The organism is Collinsella sp. AM28-11LB (genome assembly GCF_003469895.1).
In the GTDB taxonomy this organism is placed as follows: domain Bacteria; phylum Actinomycetota; class Coriobacteriia; order Coriobacteriales; family Coriobacteriaceae; genus Collinsella.
Window position 1 is genome coordinate 97,431 of the sequence record NZ_QSKJ01000007.1, and the last position, 19,255, is coordinate 116,685.

At 61.0% G+C, this 19,255-nt stretch carries 15 protein-coding genes; 8 read left to right on the forward strand and 7 right to left on the reverse strand.

All coding sequences use genetic code 11. The features are described from left to right. Nucleotides 1-78 precede the first annotated feature (78 nt). The 4 genes from DW732_RS06405 (at nucleotide 79) to DW732_RS06420 (ending at nucleotide 3,111) form a co-directional block, all read left to right on the forward strand. Nucleotides 79-405: an HIRAN domain-containing protein gene (locus DW732_RS06405; protein WP_117821479.1), complete on the forward strand. Its 327-nt coding sequence runs from the start codon at nucleotides 79-81 to the stop codon at nucleotides 403-405. An 18-nt stretch (nucleotides 406-423) separates the two neighbouring features. Next, nucleotides 424-603 carry a hypothetical protein gene (locus DW732_RS06410; protein ID WP_118099089.1) on the forward strand — a complete coding sequence of 60 codons (180 nt, stop codon included), beginning with the start codon at nucleotides 424-426 and terminating at the stop codon, nucleotides 601-603. Between the two features lie 66 nt (nucleotides 604-669). Continuing rightward, nucleotides 670-1,215 carry a metallophosphoesterase gene (locus DW732_RS06415; protein WP_118099090.1) on the forward strand — a complete coding sequence of 182 codons (546 nt, stop codon included), beginning with the start codon at nucleotides 670-672 and terminating at the stop codon, nucleotides 1,213-1,215. A 138-nt stretch (nucleotides 1,216-1,353) separates the two neighbouring features. After that, the gene (locus tag DW732_RS06420; protein WP_118099091.1) at nucleotides 1,354-3,111 is read left to right on the forward strand and encodes a DUF2130 domain-containing protein; all 1,758 of its coding nucleotides are present in this window, start codon (nucleotides 1,354-1,356) and stop codon (nucleotides 3,109-3,111) included. A gap of 78 nt (nucleotides 3,112-3,189) precedes the next feature. Here the strand turns inward: DW732_RS06420 and DW732_RS06425 are convergent, their stop codons facing one another. The 3 genes from DW732_RS06425 to DW732_RS06435 all read right to left on the reverse strand — a co-directional run bounded on the left by DW732_RS06425 (nucleotide 3,190) and on the right by DW732_RS06435 (nucleotide 8,133). Continuing rightward, nucleotides 3,190-5,871 (reverse strand): RNA helicase, encoded by a 2,682-nt coding sequence (locus DW732_RS06425; protein WP_118099092.1) that lies wholly within the window; start codon nucleotides 5,869-5,871, stop codon nucleotides 3,190-3,192. Between the two features lie 309 nt (nucleotides 5,872-6,180). After that, nucleotides 6,181-7,020: a tRNA (guanosine(46)-N(7))-methyltransferase TrmB gene (locus DW732_RS06430; protein ID WP_118099093.1), complete on the reverse strand. Its 840-nt coding sequence runs from the start codon at nucleotides 7,018-7,020 to the stop codon at nucleotides 6,181-6,183. Between the two features lie 117 nt (nucleotides 7,021-7,137). After that, nucleotides 7,138-8,133: a class I SAM-dependent methyltransferase gene (locus DW732_RS06435; protein ID WP_158567371.1), complete on the reverse strand. Its 996-nt coding sequence runs from the start codon at nucleotides 8,131-8,133 to the stop codon at nucleotides 7,138-7,140. Nucleotides 8,134-8,275: 142 nt separating this feature from the next. On the opposite strand from DW732_RS06435, the gene DW732_RS06440 reads away from it, so the two are divergent. The 4 genes from DW732_RS06440 (at nucleotide 8,276) to DW732_RS06455 (ending at nucleotide 12,772) form a co-directional block, all read left to right on the forward strand. Beyond that, the gene (locus DW732_RS06440) at nucleotides 8,276-8,992 is read left to right on the forward strand and encodes a helix-turn-helix domain-containing protein (RefSeq protein WP_118099094.1); all 717 of its coding nucleotides are present in this window, start codon (nucleotides 8,276-8,278) and stop codon (nucleotides 8,990-8,992) included. Beyond that, a complete protein-coding gene (locus tag DW732_RS06445) occupies nucleotides 8,992-9,888 on the forward strand; it encodes a DUF4097 family beta strand repeat-containing protein (RefSeq protein WP_158567372.1) in 897 nt (298 codons plus the stop codon). Before DW732_RS06440 ends, DW732_RS06445 begins: the two co-directional genes overlap by 1 nt. Before the next feature lie 97 nt (nucleotides 9,889-9,985). Beyond that, complete coding sequence (locus DW732_RS06450; RefSeq protein WP_118099096.1) at nucleotides 9,986-11,893, forward strand: elongator complex protein 3; 1,908 nt, start codon at nucleotides 9,986-9,988, stop codon at nucleotides 11,891-11,893. Beyond that, on the forward strand, nucleotides 11,894-12,772 hold the full coding sequence (locus DW732_RS06455; protein WP_118099097.1) for a spermidine synthase: 879 nt from the start codon (nucleotides 11,894-11,896) through the stop codon (nucleotides 12,770-12,772). It abuts the gene before it with no gap. Nucleotides 12,773-12,798: 26 nt separating this feature from the next. On the opposite strand, the gene DW732_RS06460 is transcribed toward DW732_RS06455, so the two are convergent. The 4 genes from DW732_RS06460 to DW732_RS06475 all read right to left on the reverse strand — a co-directional run bounded on the left by DW732_RS06460 (nucleotide 12,799) and on the right by DW732_RS06475 (nucleotide 19,212). Further along, nucleotides 12,799-15,243: a DEAD/DEAH box helicase gene (locus DW732_RS06460; RefSeq protein WP_118099098.1), complete on the reverse strand. Its 2,445-nt coding sequence runs from the start codon at nucleotides 15,241-15,243 to the stop codon at nucleotides 12,799-12,801. 116 nt (nucleotides 15,244-15,359) lie between these two features. After that, complete coding sequence (locus tag DW732_RS06465; protein WP_118099099.1) at nucleotides 15,360-16,655, reverse strand: ATP-binding protein; 1,296 nt, start codon at nucleotides 16,653-16,655, stop codon at nucleotides 15,360-15,362. Then, nucleotides 16,648-18,408: a TerB N-terminal domain-containing protein gene (locus DW732_RS06470; protein WP_233539385.1), complete on the reverse strand. Its 1,761-nt coding sequence runs from the start codon at nucleotides 18,406-18,408 to the stop codon at nucleotides 16,648-16,650. Before DW732_RS06470 ends, DW732_RS06465 begins: the two co-directional genes overlap by 8 nt. Nucleotides 18,409-18,495: 87 nt before the next feature. Further along, the gene (locus tag DW732_RS06475) at nucleotides 18,496-19,212 is read right to left on the reverse strand and encodes a DUF554 domain-containing protein (protein ID WP_199407129.1); all 717 of its coding nucleotides are present in this window, start codon (nucleotides 19,210-19,212) and stop codon (nucleotides 18,496-18,498) included. Between the last annotated feature and the right edge of the window lie 43 nt (nucleotides 19,213-19,255).

Here is a 19,255-nt window from a genome sequence, read left to right on the forward strand (position 1 = left end):
TGAATTTGTGTCCGCACGGGCCCGTAGACTTCTCAATAAGGTTACATGCCGGTTTATCCGGCCGTTAGAGGAGTTGCCATGTACGAGCCTTCACGCCTTCTTCTGTCATTTCATATCGCTGGATTTCAGTATGCCGACGGCGCTTTGGTCCTAGGCGATCTTAAAGCGGGTGATAAGCTGACGCTGTGTGCGGAGCGTGATAATCCCCATGACCCCGAGGCGGTTGCGATTTATTACGGCAACACCAAGCTCGGCTATGTTCCGGGAAATGAGGTCGGCCCGCTGTCCTTGATGATGTATTACGGCCACGAGGACGTATTTGAGGCCCGCGTGCAGCAGGTTGCCCCTGAGCTCAGCCCGTGGCATCAGGTGCGCGTTGGCCTCTATGTGGTGGATGCCCGCTAATCGGTAAGGGAGGCTGCCATGTTTGATGACGATGACCTGTTCGATCTGACAGACGATCCGTTTGAGTGGGATATGCTACTCGATGACGATGAGTTGGAGCGGGACCGCAAAAAGCAAAAGGATAAGAACACCCCGGGCAAAGATTCGAATAAAAAGGACAAGCGCCGCCGCGGGCTGTTCGGCGGGCTCTTTGGATAACTGCCGCATCGCTACGCCTGTATACTTAGCACGAGTTGAACGCATAGCGAAATGAGGACGTAGACGATGATGTGGTTTACCGCCGACCTGCACCTGGGTGATACGAATATCTTGCACGACATGGGTCGACCGTTTGGTTCGATCGAGGAGATGAACCGCAAGGTCATCGATGCCATCAATGAGTGTGTTGCTGCGGATGACCGCCTCTATATTCTGGGTGACTTTACCTATCGTTTGCCCCTGGCGGAGGCGGTGCGCCTGCGCGAGCGTATCGAATGCAAGAACGTGGCGCTCATTCGTGGCAACCATGACGGCGATTGGGAAGATCCGGACGCGCCGCATATTTGGGATGAAGTGCGCGATTATCTGGAGGTCGCTCCCGGTTACGCCAAGGGCCATCGTCTGGTGATGAGCCACTACCCCATGCTCAGCTGGAATGGCAAGGCGCGCGGTGCCATCATGCTGCACGGGCACATTCACAGCAGGGGAGACCGTGCCAACGTCCGCAACCGCGATCGCGAGCGCCCGGTTCTGCGCTATGACGTGGGACTTGACGCTAATGGCTACGAGCCCGTAAGCCGCGACCAGATCCTAGACTTTTTTGGGCTGTAATTCTCGAACCACCACAAAGGGGACAGACACCTTTGTGGTGGTTTTGGCGCCGTTGCCATTATGGCGGCGGCGCCTTTTTTGTCCGTGCGGCGCGGTAGAGTGTATGCGGTTGATATTTGCGTCCATCGAGGAGCTGCCATGAACGAGATTAAGTGCCCGCATTGCGGCGAAGTTTTTAAGGTCGATGCGTCCGGCTATGCGGATATCGTCAAGCAGGTGCGCGATACCGAGTTCTCGCACGACCTGGATGAGCGTGTGAAGGCGGTCCAGCGCGAGGGCGAGCAGGCGCTGGAGCTTGAGCGCTCGCGTTCGACGGCCGCTTTGCAAAAGGCGGAGTCCCAACGTAACGCCCAGCTTGTCGAGCAGAAGAATGCCGCAGCTCAACAGCTGGCGCAAGAGGTCGCCAAGCGCGATGCCGAACTTGCCGAGCTGCGCGCCAAGCTCGAGGGCGCTGCTGCAGAGCGCGAGAGCGCAAGCCAGCGCGCGGCGGTAGAGGCCCGCGCCGATGCTCAAAAGGAGAACGCCGAGCTCCAGCGCGAAATCGACAGCTTGCGCGCACAGCTGGGACGTAAGGATGACGAAGCCAAGCTTGCCGAGTCGGCGGTGCGTAACGCTGCTCAAAGCGATCTGGCCGCACGCGATGCGCAGATTGCCGAGCTGCAGGCCAAGCTTGCCGCGGCGGACAGGGCCCAGGAGATGGCGCTTGCCGCGGCCGCGGCCGAGTCGCAGCGCGCGCTTGATGCTGCTCGCAGCGAGGCTGAACGCACATTTGCTGACTATCAGGCGAAGGTGCAGGAGAAGTTTTCCGCCGCAAAGGCTCAGTCTGAGCAGGAGGCCGAGGGCCTGCGCGCCCAGCTGCGCGAGCAGGAGCTGACAGCAAAAATGAACCTGTCGGAGGCGGTTGCCGCGGCGGAGCGAGAGCGCGACGAGGCGCGTGCCAAGCTGACGAGCGAGCTGGCGGTGCGCGATTCGCGCGAGGAGCAGGCCAAGGCGGCACACGAGCTCGAACTTGCGCAGACCAAGCGCGCGAACGAGGAACTGATTCGCTATAAGGATGAAGAGATTGAGCGCCTTAAGGACATGAAGGTCCGCCTGTCCACCAAGATGGTGGGCGAGTCGCTCGAGCAGCACTGCGAGACCGAGTTTAACCGCCTACGCATGACGGCGTTTCCCAACGCGTACTTCGAGAAAGACAACGATGCGTCCGAGGGCACCAAGGGAGACTTTATCTTCCGTGAGTGTGACGCGAGCGGCAACGAGATCATTTCGATTATGTTCGAGATGAAAAACGAGAACGACGAGACCGCGACCAAGCATAAGAACGAGGACTTCTTTAAGAAGCTCGACCACGATCGTCGCCAGAAAGGCTGTGAGTACGCGGTGCTCTGCACGTTGCTCGAGCCCGAGAGCGAGCTTTATAACGCAGGAATCGTGGACGTGAGCTATCGCTACGAGAAGATGTACGTGATCCGCCCACAGTTTTTCATTCCCATGATTACGCTGCTGCGCAACGCCGCTGTGGGTTCGCTTCGCTATAAGCAGGAACTGGCGGAGTACAAACAGCAAAACATCGATGTCACGAACTTCGAAGCCAAGATGGAGAAGTTCAAGGATGGCTTCTCGCGCAACTACAACCTGGCGAGCAAGCAATTCGAGTCGGCAATCAAGGAGATCGATGCCGCCATTAAGCAGCTCGAGAAGACCAAGGACGACTTGCGCCGCAGCACCGAGAACCTACGCTTGGCCCACAACAAGGCCGATGAGCTTACCATTCGCAAGCTCACATGGGGCAACAAGACCATGAAGACAGCGTTTGACGAGGCGCGCGAGGCTGCGCCAGAGTCAAGCAATGAGCCGGCCGAGGCGGATTCGTATGAGGTTGAGGATGCCGAGTAGGGCATAGTCGATAGCGCAAAAGCGGGGCCGCTGGCGATGTTGCCAGCGGCCCCGCTTCGTTTCGTCCCATTATGTTGGCTACTCTTCGAGCAAGTCCTCGATAAAGCCGACGCGGTAGTTTTTGAAGATGACCTCGCCGCCGTCCTGTGTGGCGTCCAGATCGACATCGCCCATGATGCCAAAATCGTGGTCGCCGTCCTCGTCGGCAAAAATCTGGTGCACGTGCCACACGTGGAACGCCTTCTCGTCGGACTCGTCGATCGAGAACATTGCGGAGCTGCGCGCGTCGCCGTCGGTGAGAATCTCCTCGTGCTGCTCATGGTAGGCATCGAGCACTTTTTGCCAGCGGACCTCGCTCATGCCCCAGTCCTCGTCGAGCTCGCCTAGGTCGCTCGTATGCTCGCGGGCGGCAAGGGTTACGCGGCGGAAGAGGGCGTTGCGCACCAGCAGCGTGCAGCCGCGGCGGTCCGCCACGACCTCGTCGAGGCCCTGCGGCGGCGCGGCGTCGAGTGCGGCCGGGTTGCCGGCGTTCTCCCACTCGTCCACCAGGCTCGAGTCCACCGAACGCACCACAAAGCCCAGCCACGAGATGATGTCGCGCAGGCGCTCGTCGCGCTTCTCGATCGGTACGGTGCGATCGAGGGAACGGTATGCCTCGGCTAGGTAGCGCAGCAGAATGCCCTCGGAGCGGGCGATGCCGAGCTTTTGGATATAGCCCTTAAAATCGCTCGCGCTCTCCAGCATGTCGCGCAGGACGCTCTTGGGCGAGAGCTGGTAGTCGTTGGCCCAGGGTACTTCTTGGCAGTACTTGTCAAAGGCGGCATCGAGCAAGTCCTCGAGCGGCTTTTCGTACGTGACGTCTTGGATGCGCTCCAAGCGCTCCTCGTACTCGACGCCATCGGCCTTCATCTCGGCCATGGCGCGGTCGCGCGCGGCACGCTCCTGGGCGCGGAGCACCTGCTTAGGGTCTTCGAGTGTGGCCTCGACCATGCTGATGAGATCCATGGTATAGGTCTCGCTCTCGGGGTCGAGCAGCTCCAGCGCGGCAAGCAAAAATGGCGAGAGCGGTTGATCGAGCGCGAAGTCCTCGGGCAGATCGACCGTCAGCGCATAGTCGATGTCTGGCGTGGCGTCGGCCGGGGCGTCGGGTGCGGGCGGTACCTCGGTACGCACGACGACGCCGGAATCGATGAGCGTGGCGAAGATTTCGTCGGCGCGAACCTCGAGCTTAGCCTTTTCCTCGGGAGTCTGCAGGCTCGTCTCGATGAGGTCGTGTACGCGGGCGCAGGCATCGCCGCCCTGCTCGACCACGTTAATCACCATGGAGTGTGTGATGCGCAGGCGCGGCTTGAGTGTCTCGGGCTGCGTCTCGATCAGGCGCTCAAAGGTCTGCTTGTTCCAGGTGACAAAGCCCTCGGGCGCCTTCTTCTTTTTAATCTTGCGAAGCTTTTTGGGGTCGTCGCCCGCCTTGGCCATGAGCTTGGCGTTCTCGATCTCGTGCTCGGGTGCCTCGGCAATCACCATGCCCTCGGTATCGAAGCCCGAGCGGCCGGCGCGGCCGGCAATCTGGTGGAACTCGCGGGCACGCAGGCGACGCATCTTGTAGCCGTCGAACTTGGTGAGTGCGGTGAGCACCACGGTGTGGATGGGTACGTTGATGCCGACGCCGAGCGTATCGGTACCGCAGATGACGGGCAGTAGGCCCTGCTGCGCCAAGCGCTCGACCAGCAGGCGATAGCGCGGCAGCATGCCGGCATGGTGCACGCCGACGCCGCATCCGAGCAGGCGCTTGAGAATCTTGCCAAAGGCCGTGGAGAAGCTCGTGCCTTTGGCGGCTTCCTTAATAGCCTCGCGCTGCTCCTTGCTGGCGATGCCAAAATTGGCGAGTGACTGCGCCGTTGCAAGTGCGGCATCCTGGCTAAAATGCACGATATAGAGCGGGGCCTCGCCGCGGCGCATTGCGAGCTCGACGGTGCCCTCGAGCGAGGTCGTCACGTAGTCGTAGCTCAGCGGCACGGGGCGTGGGGCATCGACGACCAAGTCGCAGGCGGCGCCGGTGTGCTCCTCGAGTGAGGCGGCGATCGCGGTGACATCGCCGAGCGTGGCGCTCATGAGCATGAATTGTGTGTGAGGCAGGGTGAGCAGCGGTACCTGCCAGGCCCAGCCGCGGTCGGGGTCGGCAAAGTAATGGAACTCGTCCATGGCCACGCAGCCCACGTCGGCGTCCTCACCCTCGCGCAGCGCATCGTTGGCAAGGATTTCGGCCGTGCAGCAGATGACGGGCGCCTTGGTGTTGATATGCGTGTCGCCGGTGATCATGCCTACGTTATCGCGGCCGAGCACCTGCACCAGGTCGAAAAACTTTTCGCTGACCAGGGCCTTGATGGGGGCCGTGTAATAACAGCGCTTGCCCTGCGCCATGCCCATAAAGAGCATGCCCAGCGCGACGAGCGATTTGCCCGATCCGGTCGGCGTGCCTAAGATGACGTGATCGCCGGCGGCCAGGTCCATGAGGGCCTCTTCTTGGTGGTCCCACAGCTCAATGCCGCGGTCGCTCGTCCATTCAAAGAAGCGCTCGAAGGCCTGATCGGGCGTGAGCCACGGTTCGGGCTCGCTGCCATCCTCGGGCTCCCACCAAGTGGGGGAGAGCGCGCCGAGCGAGCCGAACTCTGCCTCGGTTCCCGTGCCGCCCGAGAATGAGCTGGCAGCGCCGGCGCCGGAGACGGTGCTGGCGGCGGTATCTGTCGTGGTCTGTGCCATGTGGTTGCTTTCTCTCGCGTTTGTCCGCCAACTATTATGGCGTAGCGTCGCATCGATGCGTTCGCAGGCAAGAAAATGCAGGAAATGGGCGTTCTGCCCAGCTGTTTGGGGCGGCCGCTAACTAAGTGAGTAGACTTTTTGCGATATCGCGAGCACGCGAATTTTACGCAAGGGCTCTACCTGCGATTTTAGTTTTCGCCATACGGGTCGTGCTTGGCTATTGCCAAAAAGTCTACTCACTTAGGTTTGAGGGTCGTTCGTCGGCGCCTATTTGCGTTTGGCTACCGGCGCCGCGACTGCCAAAAGCCCCTAGGACTCTTGCGGCAGGCGCTTCTTGCCCTTGCGGGCGCGGTTTTTAAAATTCTCGACGGCCTCTTCCATGCCCAGGGGCACGTACGTGAGCTCATTAAGGTCGTCGGGCAGGTAGCAGGCAAGACTTTGCTCCTGCATGCGCCCCGCCGTGAGCTCATCGTCACCGGGCTGTGCGCCGGGTGTGGCGCAAATGCCGTAGACAGCGGCACCCATCTCGCGCGTACGGCACTCATATTCGGTCTCGGGATACTCGGGATGGTCGCGGCGGACGTCGTCACTTATCCAACGCGTGTCGTAGCCTGCCGCGGCAAACTGCCCCAGGGCGTAGTCGCGCAATGGTTTACTGTCGGTGCGCAGCGTGACGGTGGCGCCAGCTGCAAGGAGCGGGCGGTAGAGCATCAGATGGTCGACATGGACGAGCCGCTTTTTGGCGTACTTGGCTTTGGGCTGCGGCGTGGGAAAGTTGATGGTGATGGCATCGAGCTCGCCTGCGGCAAACAGCGCGGGCAACGCTGCAGCTCCGCGCGGGAGTACGAGCGCGTTGGGCAGCCCCTGCTCGCAGATTTTCTGTGCGGCATAGGCGATGCAGATGGGCTCCTGGTCCATACCGACAAAGAGCGTGTCGGGTTCACGGCGAGCTCGCTCAACCAGATAGGTGCCTTTGCCGCAGCCTAGATCCAGATGAAGGCGGGTAAAGGACAGGCCGCCGGCTGGCGCGCAGGCTTCGCGCCAATTCCCGGCATAGGCCTCGGGGTTCGTCTCAATCGCATCGGCGTAGCGCTCCAGGCGCTCTTCGAGCACAAAGTTCTTAGGCGTGCGAACGTGGACGGCTCCCATGAGGCTCCTTGGTTATACGCATGGAACGCATGACTGCGCGTTCGGTCAACGGGCTGGAAAAGGTGGGCATGGTTTGCCCGGAAGTTGCGGCGCGACTCGGCGGCGGGTCGCCGATGCCTACAGGCGCTTGAGGATCACATAGCGGTTGAGCTCGCCGCTGCGACCGTCGGCGTGGAAACGCTCGAGCTCGCGTACGGGAACCTCGCCACTCTTGTAGAACGTACGAACGCCGCGCACCAGGTCGGTGATCTGCTGATCGTCAAAGTGATGGCAATAGCGGTAGGCATGGCGGTCGTTTTGCCATCCAATGAGGTGGTCGCCGGCTTCGAACTGCGCGGAATCGTAGTCCTCAAACGGCGGGGTGAGCTCAGCGCGGGCCTCGGCGCGAACGGCTTTGCGTGCCATACGCTCGTCGTTCATAAACTCCCAAAAGCTGATGGCGATGATACCGCCCGGGCGCGTCTGGCGCACCAGGGCGTCGAGCACGCGCACGCGATACTCGCACGACGGCACGTGGTGCATAAAGCCAAAGCAGACCGAGATGTCGGCGAGCGGGGCGTCGAAAAGCGCGTCGGGTGTCTCGGCGGGGTTGAGCTTCATGAGGGCATCGAGCACGTCGAGTTCCTGGAAGTGCAGGTTGGGGATGCGCAGGGCGTGGCCATGAGCATCGATGGCCAGGTCTTGGCACGAGTCGACGCCATAGAATTCAAGCGGGCAGCTGGCGTCTGCCGAGGGACTCGTGCCGTCGACGCCTTTGGCGGCAAGTGTGCCGCCGGCGGCAAAGTTCTCAAAGCGCATATTGCCGCAGGCGAGATCGAAGACGCGGACGGGATGCTCGATCGTGGCGACGTCGAGCTGCCCGAGCGCGATGTCCATGGTGCGCACCCAGCCGGGCCACGGGGCCTGGCGCGTATCGGAAAAAGAGGCGGAGTGCTCGCGATAGAACGTATTGTTGAGCTGGATGAGCGATGAGGCGAAATCGCGGTTCACGGCGCGGAACTCCCTCCGTTGGCGGTGCGGAATAAACAGTACGACCATACTACCGTTAACGCCGCAACGGGGACAACCGAGCTGCGGGTCATTGCTTTGTTTGGACGCATTTTCGCAGCTCATATGTGCCCGCAACCGTCGGTTGTCAAAAATCTCACTAGAATAGGTGGCATGCTTTTGGCGGTGGCGGATAGATTTTTAACTGTGCAAGGCGCCTTAAGAAAAAACGGTCCGGCGGCACGGCTGGCATCGCATAGGAGGAACCATGAATGTAGAAACTGCGCAGCGGCTCGCCGACCTTCGCCGCAGCAAGGGCTTTAGCCAAGAGGGATTGGCGCGAAAGCTGGGACTGTCGCGCCAGGCGGTCAGTAAATGGGAGCGCGCGGAGAGCTCGCCCGATACCGAGAACCTGATCTCGCTCGCCAAGCTCTATGGTGTGAGTCTGGACGAGCTGCTCAATCCGAGCGACGAGATCGAGGACGATATCGAGTTTGAGAATGAGGACCGCGCCCGCCAGCGCGAGGCCGAGGCGGCGGAGCGAGCCCGTACCCACGAGGCGGCGGCGCGCGCTACCGAGGCCGCAACGCAGGCGAGTGATGCCGCGGCTAAGGCGGCGCAGGCTGCAAGCTGGAGCGCGCAGGCGGCTAACGCCGCGACGGCGCAAGCGACGAACGCCGGTGCGGTCAATCCGGCTCCGGTGAAAGGACCGTTCCAGTCGTTCCCGTATTGGGCTGTGTGCTGGATGCTGTTCTTTCTGCTGATGTTCCTGTTTGGCGCCGGTCCCTTTGCCGCGCTGATCTTCTTTACGATTCCCATCTATCACTGGGTGGCGCGTGCGCTCGATGGTGATTGGGCGCGCGGGGATATTCAGGTTGGTCCGGCACCGGTGACAGCTAGGGCTCAGAATGTTTCCGCTGCGGTTGACGCTGACGTGACCACCGCGGCCACCGCTGAGCCGATTGCCAAAGAGGGTGATGAATGATGAAGCTTTCGCATGAATCCAAGGTGCGCTTGGGCGTTGGCATCGGAGCGTTTGTGCTCATCATCGGGCTTGTCTTTGGCATTTCGCGGCTATTGGCTCATTCCGATATGGTGCGTACGACCGGTATTCTATCTGGCAATTTGTCTGATTTTGACGATATGTTTGACGACGATGATCTCTTGGATAGCGGTAACTATTCCGCTCGGCCTCAACAACTTTCGAGCGAAACGTTTGATGCCGGCGCGTTCACATCGCTTGACTTGGACGTGACGTCGGGCACGGTCGAGGTCAAACACGTCACCGGCGGCCCGGTGCGTGTTATCGAAAGCGGCCGCGTTGCGAAGGGGACGTCTGCTTCTGATGCGGCTACCCGGAACCTTGCTGAGGTCAAGGGCTCTACGCTCAAGATCAGTCAGTTCTACTACGATGGTAAGCGCGCGATTGACCGCACAATTACCATTGAGCTGCCGCGAGATGTTGCGGATAGCCTGGTGGGCATTACGGCGAATGTAGGATCAGGCGACCTGACGGTCGCGGACATTGCGTGCCATGATCTGGATATAACGTTGAATTCGGGAGACGTCGAGTTTACGGGCGCCGTGACCGATACCCTGAATGCCGAGGTTGGTTCGGGCGGTGCGACGTTCGAGCTCTACCAGGCCCCCGCGAGCTCGATGGACGTTACCGTGGGCTCGGGCGATGTAGAGATAACGGTTCCGAACTCTACGGGCTTTAAGGCGAGCCTTACCCTGGGCAGTGGCGACTTCGAGAGTGATTTCCTTCCGCTTGGCTACGATGGCGAGACCATATTGAATTCTGAGTTCGACAATGGCGATAAGTCCGCCACGTATCGTTTTGAGATCGGCTCGGGCGACGTGTCGTTTGATTCGGAGTAACGGGCGCTTTTCGAAAACCCGTAAGCATAGACGCGCTGTTTGATGAAGGCGCCGAAGCCGAGGTCGGCTCCGGCGCCTTTGCCTTTACAATGGGGGCATGGAACAGATTATCTTGAACATACTCGAGGCCCTGCGCCGCGGCGATACCGTGGACGACAAGGCGCTCGTCAAACTGATACATGCCGAGGCGCGCCGCGAGGGTGCCGACAAACGCGATTTGGCCAAGCGCCGTCTGCTGCCGTTCTACCAGCGGGTTAAACGTGAGGAGCCGGCTCGGTGGGCTGCGTGGAATGTCGATTCCGATCTGGAACGTCAACTGCTGCAGGTGCTGCGTATGAAGCCGCGCCGAACGGCCTCGGGCGTGGCGACCATTACCGTCATTACCAAGCCGTGGCCGTGCTCGGGCGATTGCCTGTTTTGCCCCAACGACCTGCGCATGCCCAAGAGCTATCTGCACGCTGAGCCGGCGTGTGCCCGTGCGGAGCAAAACTGCTTCGACCCGTATCTGCAGGTGAGTGCCCGTTTGACGGCGCTTTCGCAGATGGGGCATGCGACCGATAAGATTGAGCTCATTGTGCTCGGCGGTACCTGGAGCGACTATCCGCAAGGGTATCAAACATGGCTTGTGTCGGAGCTTTTCCGTGCGCTCAATGACGATGCCGTGGCCGGCGTGGCAGCCAACCCCATGTTGGCGCGTCCGGGCATCAGCCGTGCCGAGGCGGGGCGCCTGCTCGATGACGCTCCCGCCGATGCCCTGCCTCCGGTGGCGGCGGAGCGTCGCGAGCGCTATAGGACTGCCGGCATTGCGACCGATGAGGCTGAGCTTGCCGCAGGCGTTGCCGGCGAGCAAGGGCGTGTGGATGCTGCCGTGGGTGGCTATAACCGCGCGGTGCGAAAGCTCTATGGCCCCGGCACGCCGTGGGGCCGGGTTGCCGAGTGGCAGACGGCAACAATGGAGGAGCTTGAGCGCCAGCAGCGCATCAACGAGACGGCGAAGCATCGCGTGGTGGGGCTCGTTATCGAGACGCGCCCCGATGCCGTGACGCCGCAGGCGCTCACGCTCATCCGCCGTCTGGGCTGCACCAAGATTCAGATGGGCATCCAGAGTCTCGACCAGCACCTGCTCGATATCAACGAGCGTCGCATTTCGGTGGCGCAGATCGAGCGGGCGTTTTCGCTTGCACGCCTGTTTGGCTTTAAGATCCACGCGCATTTTATGCTCAACTTGCTGGGCGCCACGCCCGAAGGGGACAAGCGCGATTACGAGCGCTTTATGACCGAGAGCGCCTTTATGCCCGACGAGGTCAAGGTCTACCCGTGCGCGCTCATCGAGGGCTCGCGTCTGGTGGGATGCTACGAGCGCGGCGAGTGGCGCCCCTATACCGAGGACGAGCTGCTCGATGTGCTGGCCGACGACATCGTGGTGACGCCGGCGTTCTGCCGCATTAGCCGTATGATTCGCGACTTTAGTTCCGACGATATTATGGTGGGCAACAAGAAGCCCAACCTTCGCCAGCTGGTCGAGAATCGCCTGGCGGCGCAGGGCAAGGGCGCCAAGGTGCGCGAGATTCGGTATCGCGAGATTAGCACGGCGGGCGCCGACCTGGGCGAGTTGACCCTTAACGAGGAGGTGGCGTACGAGACGTCGGTGACGCATGAGCGCTTTTTGCAGTGGGTGACGCCGCAGGGCAAGATCGCGGGCTTTTTGCGGTTGTCGCTGCCCGACCATTCGTTTGTTGCCGCGCATGCGGACGAGTTGCCGACGACGCCGGACGAGGCGATGATTCGTGAGGTGCACGTGTATGGTATGGCCGCGCGCGTGGGCGATCAAGGCCAGGCGGCTCAGCATCATGGATTGGGGCGTTTGCTCGTAGAGCGTGCGTGCGAGATTGCCCGGGATGCCGGCTATGCGCGCATCAACGTGATCAGCGCGATCGGTACGCGCGAGTACTATCGCCATCTTGGATTTTATGACCATGGCCTTTATCTGCAAAAGGAGCTCTAGATGAACAAGCCGAGTGTTTCTGCCGGCGTCGTTGCCGGCGTTGCTCTGGGAGCCGCGGCGCTTGGTGCGGCCGCTGTCGCTGTTCGTGCTGCCTGTCTGCAGGTCGCGCGAACCCGCAATGGGTTGGCGCGTGTGAAACGCGTGCACGACGAGGGCGGCGACGAAGTCCGCATATTGGTGCAAGGCGGCGTCTACCAAAGCGCGAGTTACGTTGGTGAGCGCTGGGCGGAGCCCGTCTTTGCGTACTATCGCGCGTTTGACGACGTGTTTGAGGCCGAGGATGCGATGCGCGACGCTTATGGTCACGGTATCAGCCGTATGCTTATGCTGGGCGGCGGCGGGTTTGCCTATCCTAAATTCGCCCTGATGTCGCACGAGGGCTTGCGCATGGACGTCATCGAGTATGACGGAGAGGTTACGCGCCTGGCGCGCCGCTGGTTCTACCTAGACGAGCTGGAGCGCGCGGTGGGCGATCGCCTGCGGGCGATAACCGCCGAGGCTCGCTCGTATCTGGGCGTGACGAGCGTGGGCCATCGTCGCTACGACGTGGTCGTGAGCGATTGCTTTGGCGGCGCCGAGCCCGTGCGCGAGCTGGCGACCGTTGAGGCGCTGCGCCTGGTGCGGGGCAGCCTGAACCCCGGGGGTATCTACGTGGCCAATATCGTGAGCGCAAACGAGGGGAGCGATGTGGCGTTCCTGCGCGACTGCGCTGCCACGGCACTCGAGGTATTCGCCCGCGCCTGGGTGGTCCCATGTGGCGATGCGAAGTTCGGCGGCGAGGAAAACTACCTGCTCATTGCCAGCAACGGCAACTACGCCTTTGCCGAAGCCGTGCCCTTCGACACCGACTTCCTCGGCACCGTCCTTCACGACAAATAAGTCTCCCCGTCCCAAAAAGACTGGTCTTAGGCGTGGTCGCGCCAGCCGAGAACGCGCTGCTTCATGCCTTCGATGTCGAGCACGCCTTCGGCAAAGCCCTTGCGCACGAGCTCTTCGGGAACGAACTCATCGTAACGATCAAAGTAAGGCACCTCGCCGGGATAGACGAGGTCGATGGGGTCGAAGTCCTTCTCGGCTTCGGCGGCGAGCACCTCAAAGAACGTCTCTTCGTCGGCCTTCATCTTAAATTGCATAAAGTACGGGCGCGACGGGTCGAGTCCGCGAAGGCCCAGCTCAGCGGCACATTTAATCTTGAGCATGCGTTCGAGCGCCAAAAAGGCGTAGCTGCCCAGCCAGGGGAAGAGCACCCAGGTATCGCCGCCCAGGTTGATGAGTGGTTTAGTTCCCGCACCCGAAAGCTTGGCCGTATGACGAGCCTGCGCTAAGCGGGCCCGTGCGTTACCCATGAGGTACGGATATGCCGCGTGCTCGTTAAGCGCTTTGCGCATACGCTCGAGTACGTGTGTATTAATGTCGCCGGGGCAGTCGCCAAAGTAGGCCGGCACGCGACCTTTGACCTGTGTGGCAAAGACGGTATGACGCTTCCAGTCCACTTCCTCGACAATCCAGCAGTGTCCGGCGATGGCGATGCGCTCACCGGGCGGTGGCGGATTGACGATCGTGCCCAATTCGGCCGACTCGCTGCGAACGGTGAACTCCTCGTTTTCCTGAAATACGGCGTAGAACTTAAAGTTGTTAATGATGCGCTCGCCTGCGAGACCCACGATGAGCCCGCCGCCCTCGGTGATCTGAATATGGTCGATGGTAATGAGGTGACGGAGCAAGACGCGATAGTCATCGGCCGAGATGCGGTGAAAATAGCTGAGCGTGAGCACACGCTGGGCAAGTTCTGCCGGCGTGAGCTCACCGGTGCTGGCAAGTGTCGACATGGTCTGGTGATAGAGCAGGCTATAGGGGAGTCGATCGAGCTCGGGTGGCTCGACCCACTTTTCCTCACGATAGAGTTGTACGAGCGCGATGCCCTGCAGGAGCTTCCACGGAATGGTCTCGGGCATCATCGTGCGCGGCTCGGGCTCTTCCTCGCGCATGACAAACCACATCTCGGGTGGAAGATCGCGGCGTCCTGTGCGGCCCATGCGCTGCAAAAAGGAGCTGACGGTAAACGGTGCATCGATCTGGAATGCGCGCTCCAGACGACCGATATCGATGCCGAGCTCCAGTGTGGAGGTGGTGACGGTTGTCTGTGCCTGCTCCTCGTCACGCATCAGCTCCTCGGCGGTCTCGCGCAGCGATGCCGAAAGATTGCCGTGGTGGATGAGAAAGCGGTCGGGCTCGTGTCGGCTCTCGCAGTAGCTGCGCAGCATGGAGCATACGGCCTCTGCCTCCTCGCGCGAGTTGGCAAAGACCAGGCACTTGCGGCCGCGCGTATGTTCAAAGATGTAGCCCATGCCGGGGTCGGCGTTTTCGGGCGCGGTGTCGGTGGGGTTGAGAAGCGCCTGCTCGGTCGCCCGCGGGATATCGACTTCGCCCTCGGGGGCCGAGGAAGTGCGACGATCCCTAGAGGTAACCTTGCCCCGTGCCTGTTCGCGACGCTGACGGCGCTCCTCCTGCGTGAGCTGCCCGCTGTGACGTCTGTCTTGGGTGCCGGCGGGCAGTGCCGTGGACGTTGCCGCCTCGATGCGCTCGCACGCAAGCACCTCGGCCTCTTGGGGACCAGCACTCTCGAATCCTCGCTGCTGCGCCTGGGGGCCCGAGTTGTAGAAGTGCTCCATGGAGATGCGCCACACGCGACGCGGTTCCTCAAAACGGGGGATAACGCAGCTGCGTCCCGTTCCCTGCGAGAGAAAGGCGCCCGTGCGCTCGGGGTCGCCGATGGTAGCCGAAAGGCCAATGCGTCGGGGCTGCACACCTGCCATGCGCGAGAGGCGCTCGATAAGGCAGAGCGTCTGCCCGCCGCGGTCGCCGCGCATAAGCGAGTGAACCTCGTCGATGACCACATAGCGCAGGTCGCAAAACATGCGCGGGATCGCCATGTGCTTATGGATCAGGAGCGCCTCGAGCGATTCGGGCGTAATCTGCAAGATGCCGCTCGGCTTTTTAAAGAGCTTTGCCTTGTGCGACTGCGAGACGTCGCCATGCCAGTGCCAGACGGGGATATCGGCCTCTTCGCACAGGTCGTTGAGGCGGACGAACTGATCATTGATGAGTGCTTTGAGGGGACCAATGTAGAGGGCGCCTACGCTTGTGGGCGGGTTTTCCCAAAACTCGGTCAGGATGGGAAAGAAGGCTGCCTCGGTTTTGCCAGAAGCGGTGGATGCCGTTAGGAGGACATTGTCTTGCGTGTTAAAGATGGCGTCTGCCGCCGCAACCTGGATAGAGCGCAGGCTCTCCCAATCGTGGGAGTAGATGAAGTCTTGGATAAACGGGGCGTAGCGGTCGAAGGCGTTCACGGGGCCTCCTTTCAACAACGGATTATCAAACGCAACGGGCAATGGGTCGTCGAATTGCAATATCGTCATTTGCCCAGATAAAACCTGCCAAAATAAACCTGTCCCTTTTTGGCAGGTTAGATGGTGAACTCGGCGAAGTTGCGCGCATCGGATGACGCGGGCGATTCGCCTGCTGGCGCGAGAGTATCGCCACCGACGCTTTGCAGCAACTCGGCTACGCTAGCGTCGGGGTTCTGACACAGGATATCGAGCAACTCGATAAAGTCACGAATGACTTCACGCGGCGTCAGGTGCGTATCGGCTCCCACGCGACCGAACTCAATCTTGAGGAAGTCCACCAGGTCGTTCTCGGTAAGCGTGGGCGTCCAGCCAAAGTAGCCGGCATGGATCTGCATGAGTTTTTCGATGAGCACCAGCAGCTCCTCATAGGTGAGTGGCTGCAGGCGGATGATGGGCGCGAGCATGTCCTTAAGGTCCTCGCGTGCAAAGCGGCCCTGGGCGAGTCGGCTGCGTAGGGCCTCGTAGGAAAACACACCGCGGCGGCGGTCCTCGATGGAGGTCGGCGTGCCACCCATGATCATGCCCAGGTACTGCGCCTTGCCCTGAAGTGTGTCGTTGTACATGGTCAGGATTTTCTCGTAGTTGTACTGGCGCGTGATGGCGTTGGGAATCTTATACAGATTCACGAGCTCGTCAATGAGCACCAGCATGCCTTTGTAGCCGCTGCAAACCAAAAAACGCGCGATGAGTTTGACGTAGTCGTACCAGTCGTCATCGCTGATGATGGTTGAGGAGCCCAGCTCGGCGCGAGCCTCGCTCTTGGTGCGGTATTCGCCGCGGATCCATTTGGTCACGCGGCTCATGGCCTCTTCGTCGCCCTCGGATACGGCCGCGCGATAGCGGCGAAGCATGCGGGTGAAGTCGAAGCCGTGGACCATCTCCTCGAGCGGGGCTAGTTGGGCATTGACGACCGACTCGTCGACGTCGGCACACGAGGCGACCCAACGGTCCAGGATAAGGTTGAGCGCACCGCCCTCGGGGCGCGTTTTAGTCGATATATTGCGGATGAGCTCGCGGTAGGTGGCAAGGCCCTGTCCCTGACCGCCCTGGAGACGGCGCTCAGGGGATAGATCGGCATCGGCGACGACGAACCCCTCGCCCATGGCGTGCGTGCGGATGGTTTGGAGTAAAAAGCTCTTGCCGGCGCCGTAGCGACCGACCAGAAAGCGGAAGCTCGCGCCACCGTCGGCGATGAGGCTCAGATCGGTGAGCAGGGCGCGGATCTCGACCTCGCGTCCTACGGTGATGTAGGGAAGGCCGATGCGCGGGACCACGCCGCCCTTGAGCGAGTTGAGAATGACGGCGGCGACGCGCTTGGGCACGCGGGGTGCTGCGGATGCGGTATCACTCATGGTCTAGGTATCCTCTCACGTCTGCTTCGTAGTCCTCAATAATCTGCGGTCCTGCCGCGCTAAATTCAATTACGGTGTCGCCCACCAGATCAAAGAGCGTCTCGTTGATGGTATCGACGAGCATGTCCTCGCTCTGCTCCGATTGCGCTACCGCCGATTCCGCCTGTACTGCATTGTGCTCGAGCAGCGCGCGGAGATAGGCGTCTGCAGCAGGCGCGAGTTCGTTCGTGGCGTCAACGGGCGCAGCAGCTGTGAACGCGGGCGTCGGCACAAGAAGCGGCGCCACAACACCAAACTGTTCGGTGGAAATGGTTGGCCCGTCGGCCTCGTCCTGCCGAATGGGTGCCGCGACCGCCTCGACCGTCGCGTCTGCCACGGGCTCGGCTTTCGACCGTTCGGAGCCTGCCGTATCGACCTCTGCGAGCATACCGTCCTCGCGCTCCTCGTCGATCAAAAGCGCCTCGCGCGTTTGCGCGGCGGCGCTCCGAATGTGCCCCAGCTGACTCAGATCGATATCGATCTTGACGGGCTGGTGTGCGGCGTCCCATGAAAGCCATGCCACAATCTCGTCATCGATAATCTTGGCCAGATATTTGGGGACCTTTTCTTCCTTAAGGGGATGGGCGGGGTCCAGCGCCAGGCGCAGGCGTTGGTCGCAGGCGCGCATCATTTCACCGAGCTTGCTGCTCTTTTGCCTACTACCGTGGATACGCATGCATTCCCAAAAGCCGTTTTGGCAACGGTAGATATGGATAGGATCTAGGCGATATTCGCAGTCCTCGTGGCGCTCGGGCGCAAAGAATACGGCCGAGGCAAACATGGTGTAGGGCATGGCCGTCTCCTCCCCAAATAAACTCGCCACGATGCCGGTCTTTCGGTGCGTGTCATAGTAGCGCGCCATGCGGACATACACGGCGCACGCCACGTGGCGCAGATCGCGGTGGTGGCTGCGGTCGAGCCGCGAGTTACTTAGGTTATACGTGGAGAGGGCATTGATAGCGGCCATGAGTCGCTCCTCGCGCACCTCATCGGGCGGAAGGGGGAGCGTGGGCTCGGAGGTTTTGCGACGCTTGGGGGGCTGGCCGGACGGTGCCGGTGCTGGTACAAGGTCTCGTGCCGCGCGCCGCAGCTCGATAAGGGCGTTATCGAACATGACGGTTTTAGAGTCACGAAGCAGCTTGGGGTCGAGCCTGTGAAACACGGCGTAGTCCTGCAGCCACACGCGCGCAAACCGGTCGATGCCGGGCTCGAAGGCGCGATAGACATCCCAAAAAGCCTCGATCTTGTTAAAACCATCGAGCGGGTCATCTACGCCAATGCCGCAAATCAACTCATAGAGATACAGAAAGGCAAACGAGGTCGATGTCTCCTCAATATTCCCGCGGCGCACTTGGGCGCGCCAGGTAAAGTAGCCGCGCAACTGCCGGTCGCTCATGGCGTTGTAGGTGGGAAAGTACGACTTAAAGGTGCCGTTGTAGGGACAGTCGTCCTCAAAGTCGGCCATCAGCAGGCCTTGGCGGTAGAAAAGCTCGGCTTCCGAAAGCCAACGGCCCGCCCCGCCCTTTGGGTCTTCTTGCCAACGCGATATCTCACGCATCTTGCGGTATTGGTCGGGGAGGAAGTTCTGCATCTGTCGGCCGGTCTTGAGAATCGGCTCGTCTGCGTAGATTTCGTTTGAGAAGCGGGCGGACTGATGGGTCCGGGCCTCGGCCATAATGCGCTCGATGAGCATCTTGATGTCCTGGTCGGCCACCGCTCCTCCTCTCGAACACAGCTACGGTGACCTCATATCATAGCACAGCATCAAACAGATGTTCGAGATACCGCTGCGTAGATAGATTTAGAACAGGAGGGCGTAGATGACGGCGATGATGACGGAGGGAAGCATATTGGCAGTGCGGAAGGTCTGAGGACGGATGAGGTTGACGCCGACGCAGAAGATGAGCATGGAGCCTACGAGCGAAAGGCTGTCGAGGGCTGCCGTGGTCATGATGGGGGAGAGTGCACCGGCAAACAGCGTGATCGTCCCCTGGAACACGGCGACGGGCAGGGCGGAAAAGATGCAGCCGCGGCCAAGTGAGGCCGTCATGGTGCAGACGATGATGCAGTCCAGTGCGCCTTTGAGGGCAAGCGTTGACCAGTCGCCGAGCAGGCCGTCCTGGATCGATCCCACAATGGCCATGGCGCCGATACACACGGTGAGTGAAGTCGAGACAAAAGCGTTGGTGAACTCGTTATCGCCCTCGCTGCCGGTTTTGCGCTTGAGCCATTCGCCAAGGTTCTCAATGGCGGCCTCCAAGTTGACGGCCTCGCCGATGAGCGAGCCGAGGGCGAACGAGACAATGAGCATGGTGGTACCAGTGGTCGCCAGCGCCTTCCCATCGATAAGGAGCATCTTTTGCATGGTGCCGCCAAGGCCGATAAACAGGACGCACAGCCCCGACGCTTTCATGAGCGTGTCTTGGATACGCGGTGTGATAAAGCGACCGCCCGCTAATCCCAAAAGACCGCCCGCAACTAAAAGGACAACGTTGATGATTGTTCCCAAGCCCGGCATGAGCCCTCCTGTATTGATGCCAACGTGGCAATCGTAGCAGAAT

What these genes read in the sequence shown, in the direction of transcription:
- DW732_RS06405 (WP_117821479.1), top strand. Translation starts at nt 79, where the DNA reads ATGTACGAGCCTTCACGCCTTCTTCTGTCATTTCATATCGCTGGATTT.
- DW732_RS06410 (WP_118099089.1), top strand. Translation starts at nt 424, where the DNA reads ATGTTTGATGACGATGACCTGTTCGATCTGACAGACGATCCGTTTGAG.
- DW732_RS06415 (WP_118099090.1), top strand. Translation starts at nt 670, where the DNA reads ATGATGTGGTTTACCGCCGACCTGCACCTGGGTGATACGAATATCTTG.
- DW732_RS06420 (WP_118099091.1), top strand. Translation starts at nt 1,354, where the DNA reads ATGAACGAGATTAAGTGCCCGCATTGCGGCGAAGTTTTTAAGGTCGAT.
- DW732_RS06425 (WP_118099092.1), bottom strand. Translation starts at nt 5,871, where the DNA reads ATGGCACAGACCACGACAGATACCGCCGCCAGCACCGTCTCCGGCGCC.
- DW732_RS06430 (WP_118099093.1), bottom strand. Translation starts at nt 7,020, where the DNA reads ATGGGAGCCGTCCACGTTCGCACGCCTAAGAACTTTGTGCTCGAAGAG.
- DW732_RS06435 (WP_158567371.1), bottom strand. Translation starts at nt 8,133, where the DNA reads ATGAGCTGCGAAAATGCGTCCAAACAAAGCAATGACCCGCAGCTCGGT.
- DW732_RS06440 (WP_118099094.1), top strand. Translation starts at nt 8,276, where the DNA reads ATGAATGTAGAAACTGCGCAGCGGCTCGCCGACCTTCGCCGCAGCAAG.
- DW732_RS06445 (WP_158567372.1), top strand. Translation starts at nt 8,992, where the DNA reads ATGAAGCTTTCGCATGAATCCAAGGTGCGCTTGGGCGTTGGCATCGGA.
- DW732_RS06450 (WP_118099096.1), top strand. Translation starts at nt 9,986, where the DNA reads ATGGAACAGATTATCTTGAACATACTCGAGGCCCTGCGCCGCGGCGAT.
- DW732_RS06455 (WP_118099097.1), top strand. Translation starts at nt 11,894, where the DNA reads ATGAACAAGCCGAGTGTTTCTGCCGGCGTCGTTGCCGGCGTTGCTCTG.
- DW732_RS06465 (WP_118099099.1), bottom strand. Translation starts at nt 16,655, where the DNA reads ATGAGTGATACCGCATCCGCAGCACCCCGCGTGCCCAAGCGCGTCGCC.
- DW732_RS06475 (WP_199407129.1), bottom strand. Translation starts at nt 19,212, where the DNA reads ATGCCGGGCTTGGGAACAATCATCAACGTTGTCCTTTTAGTTGCGGGC.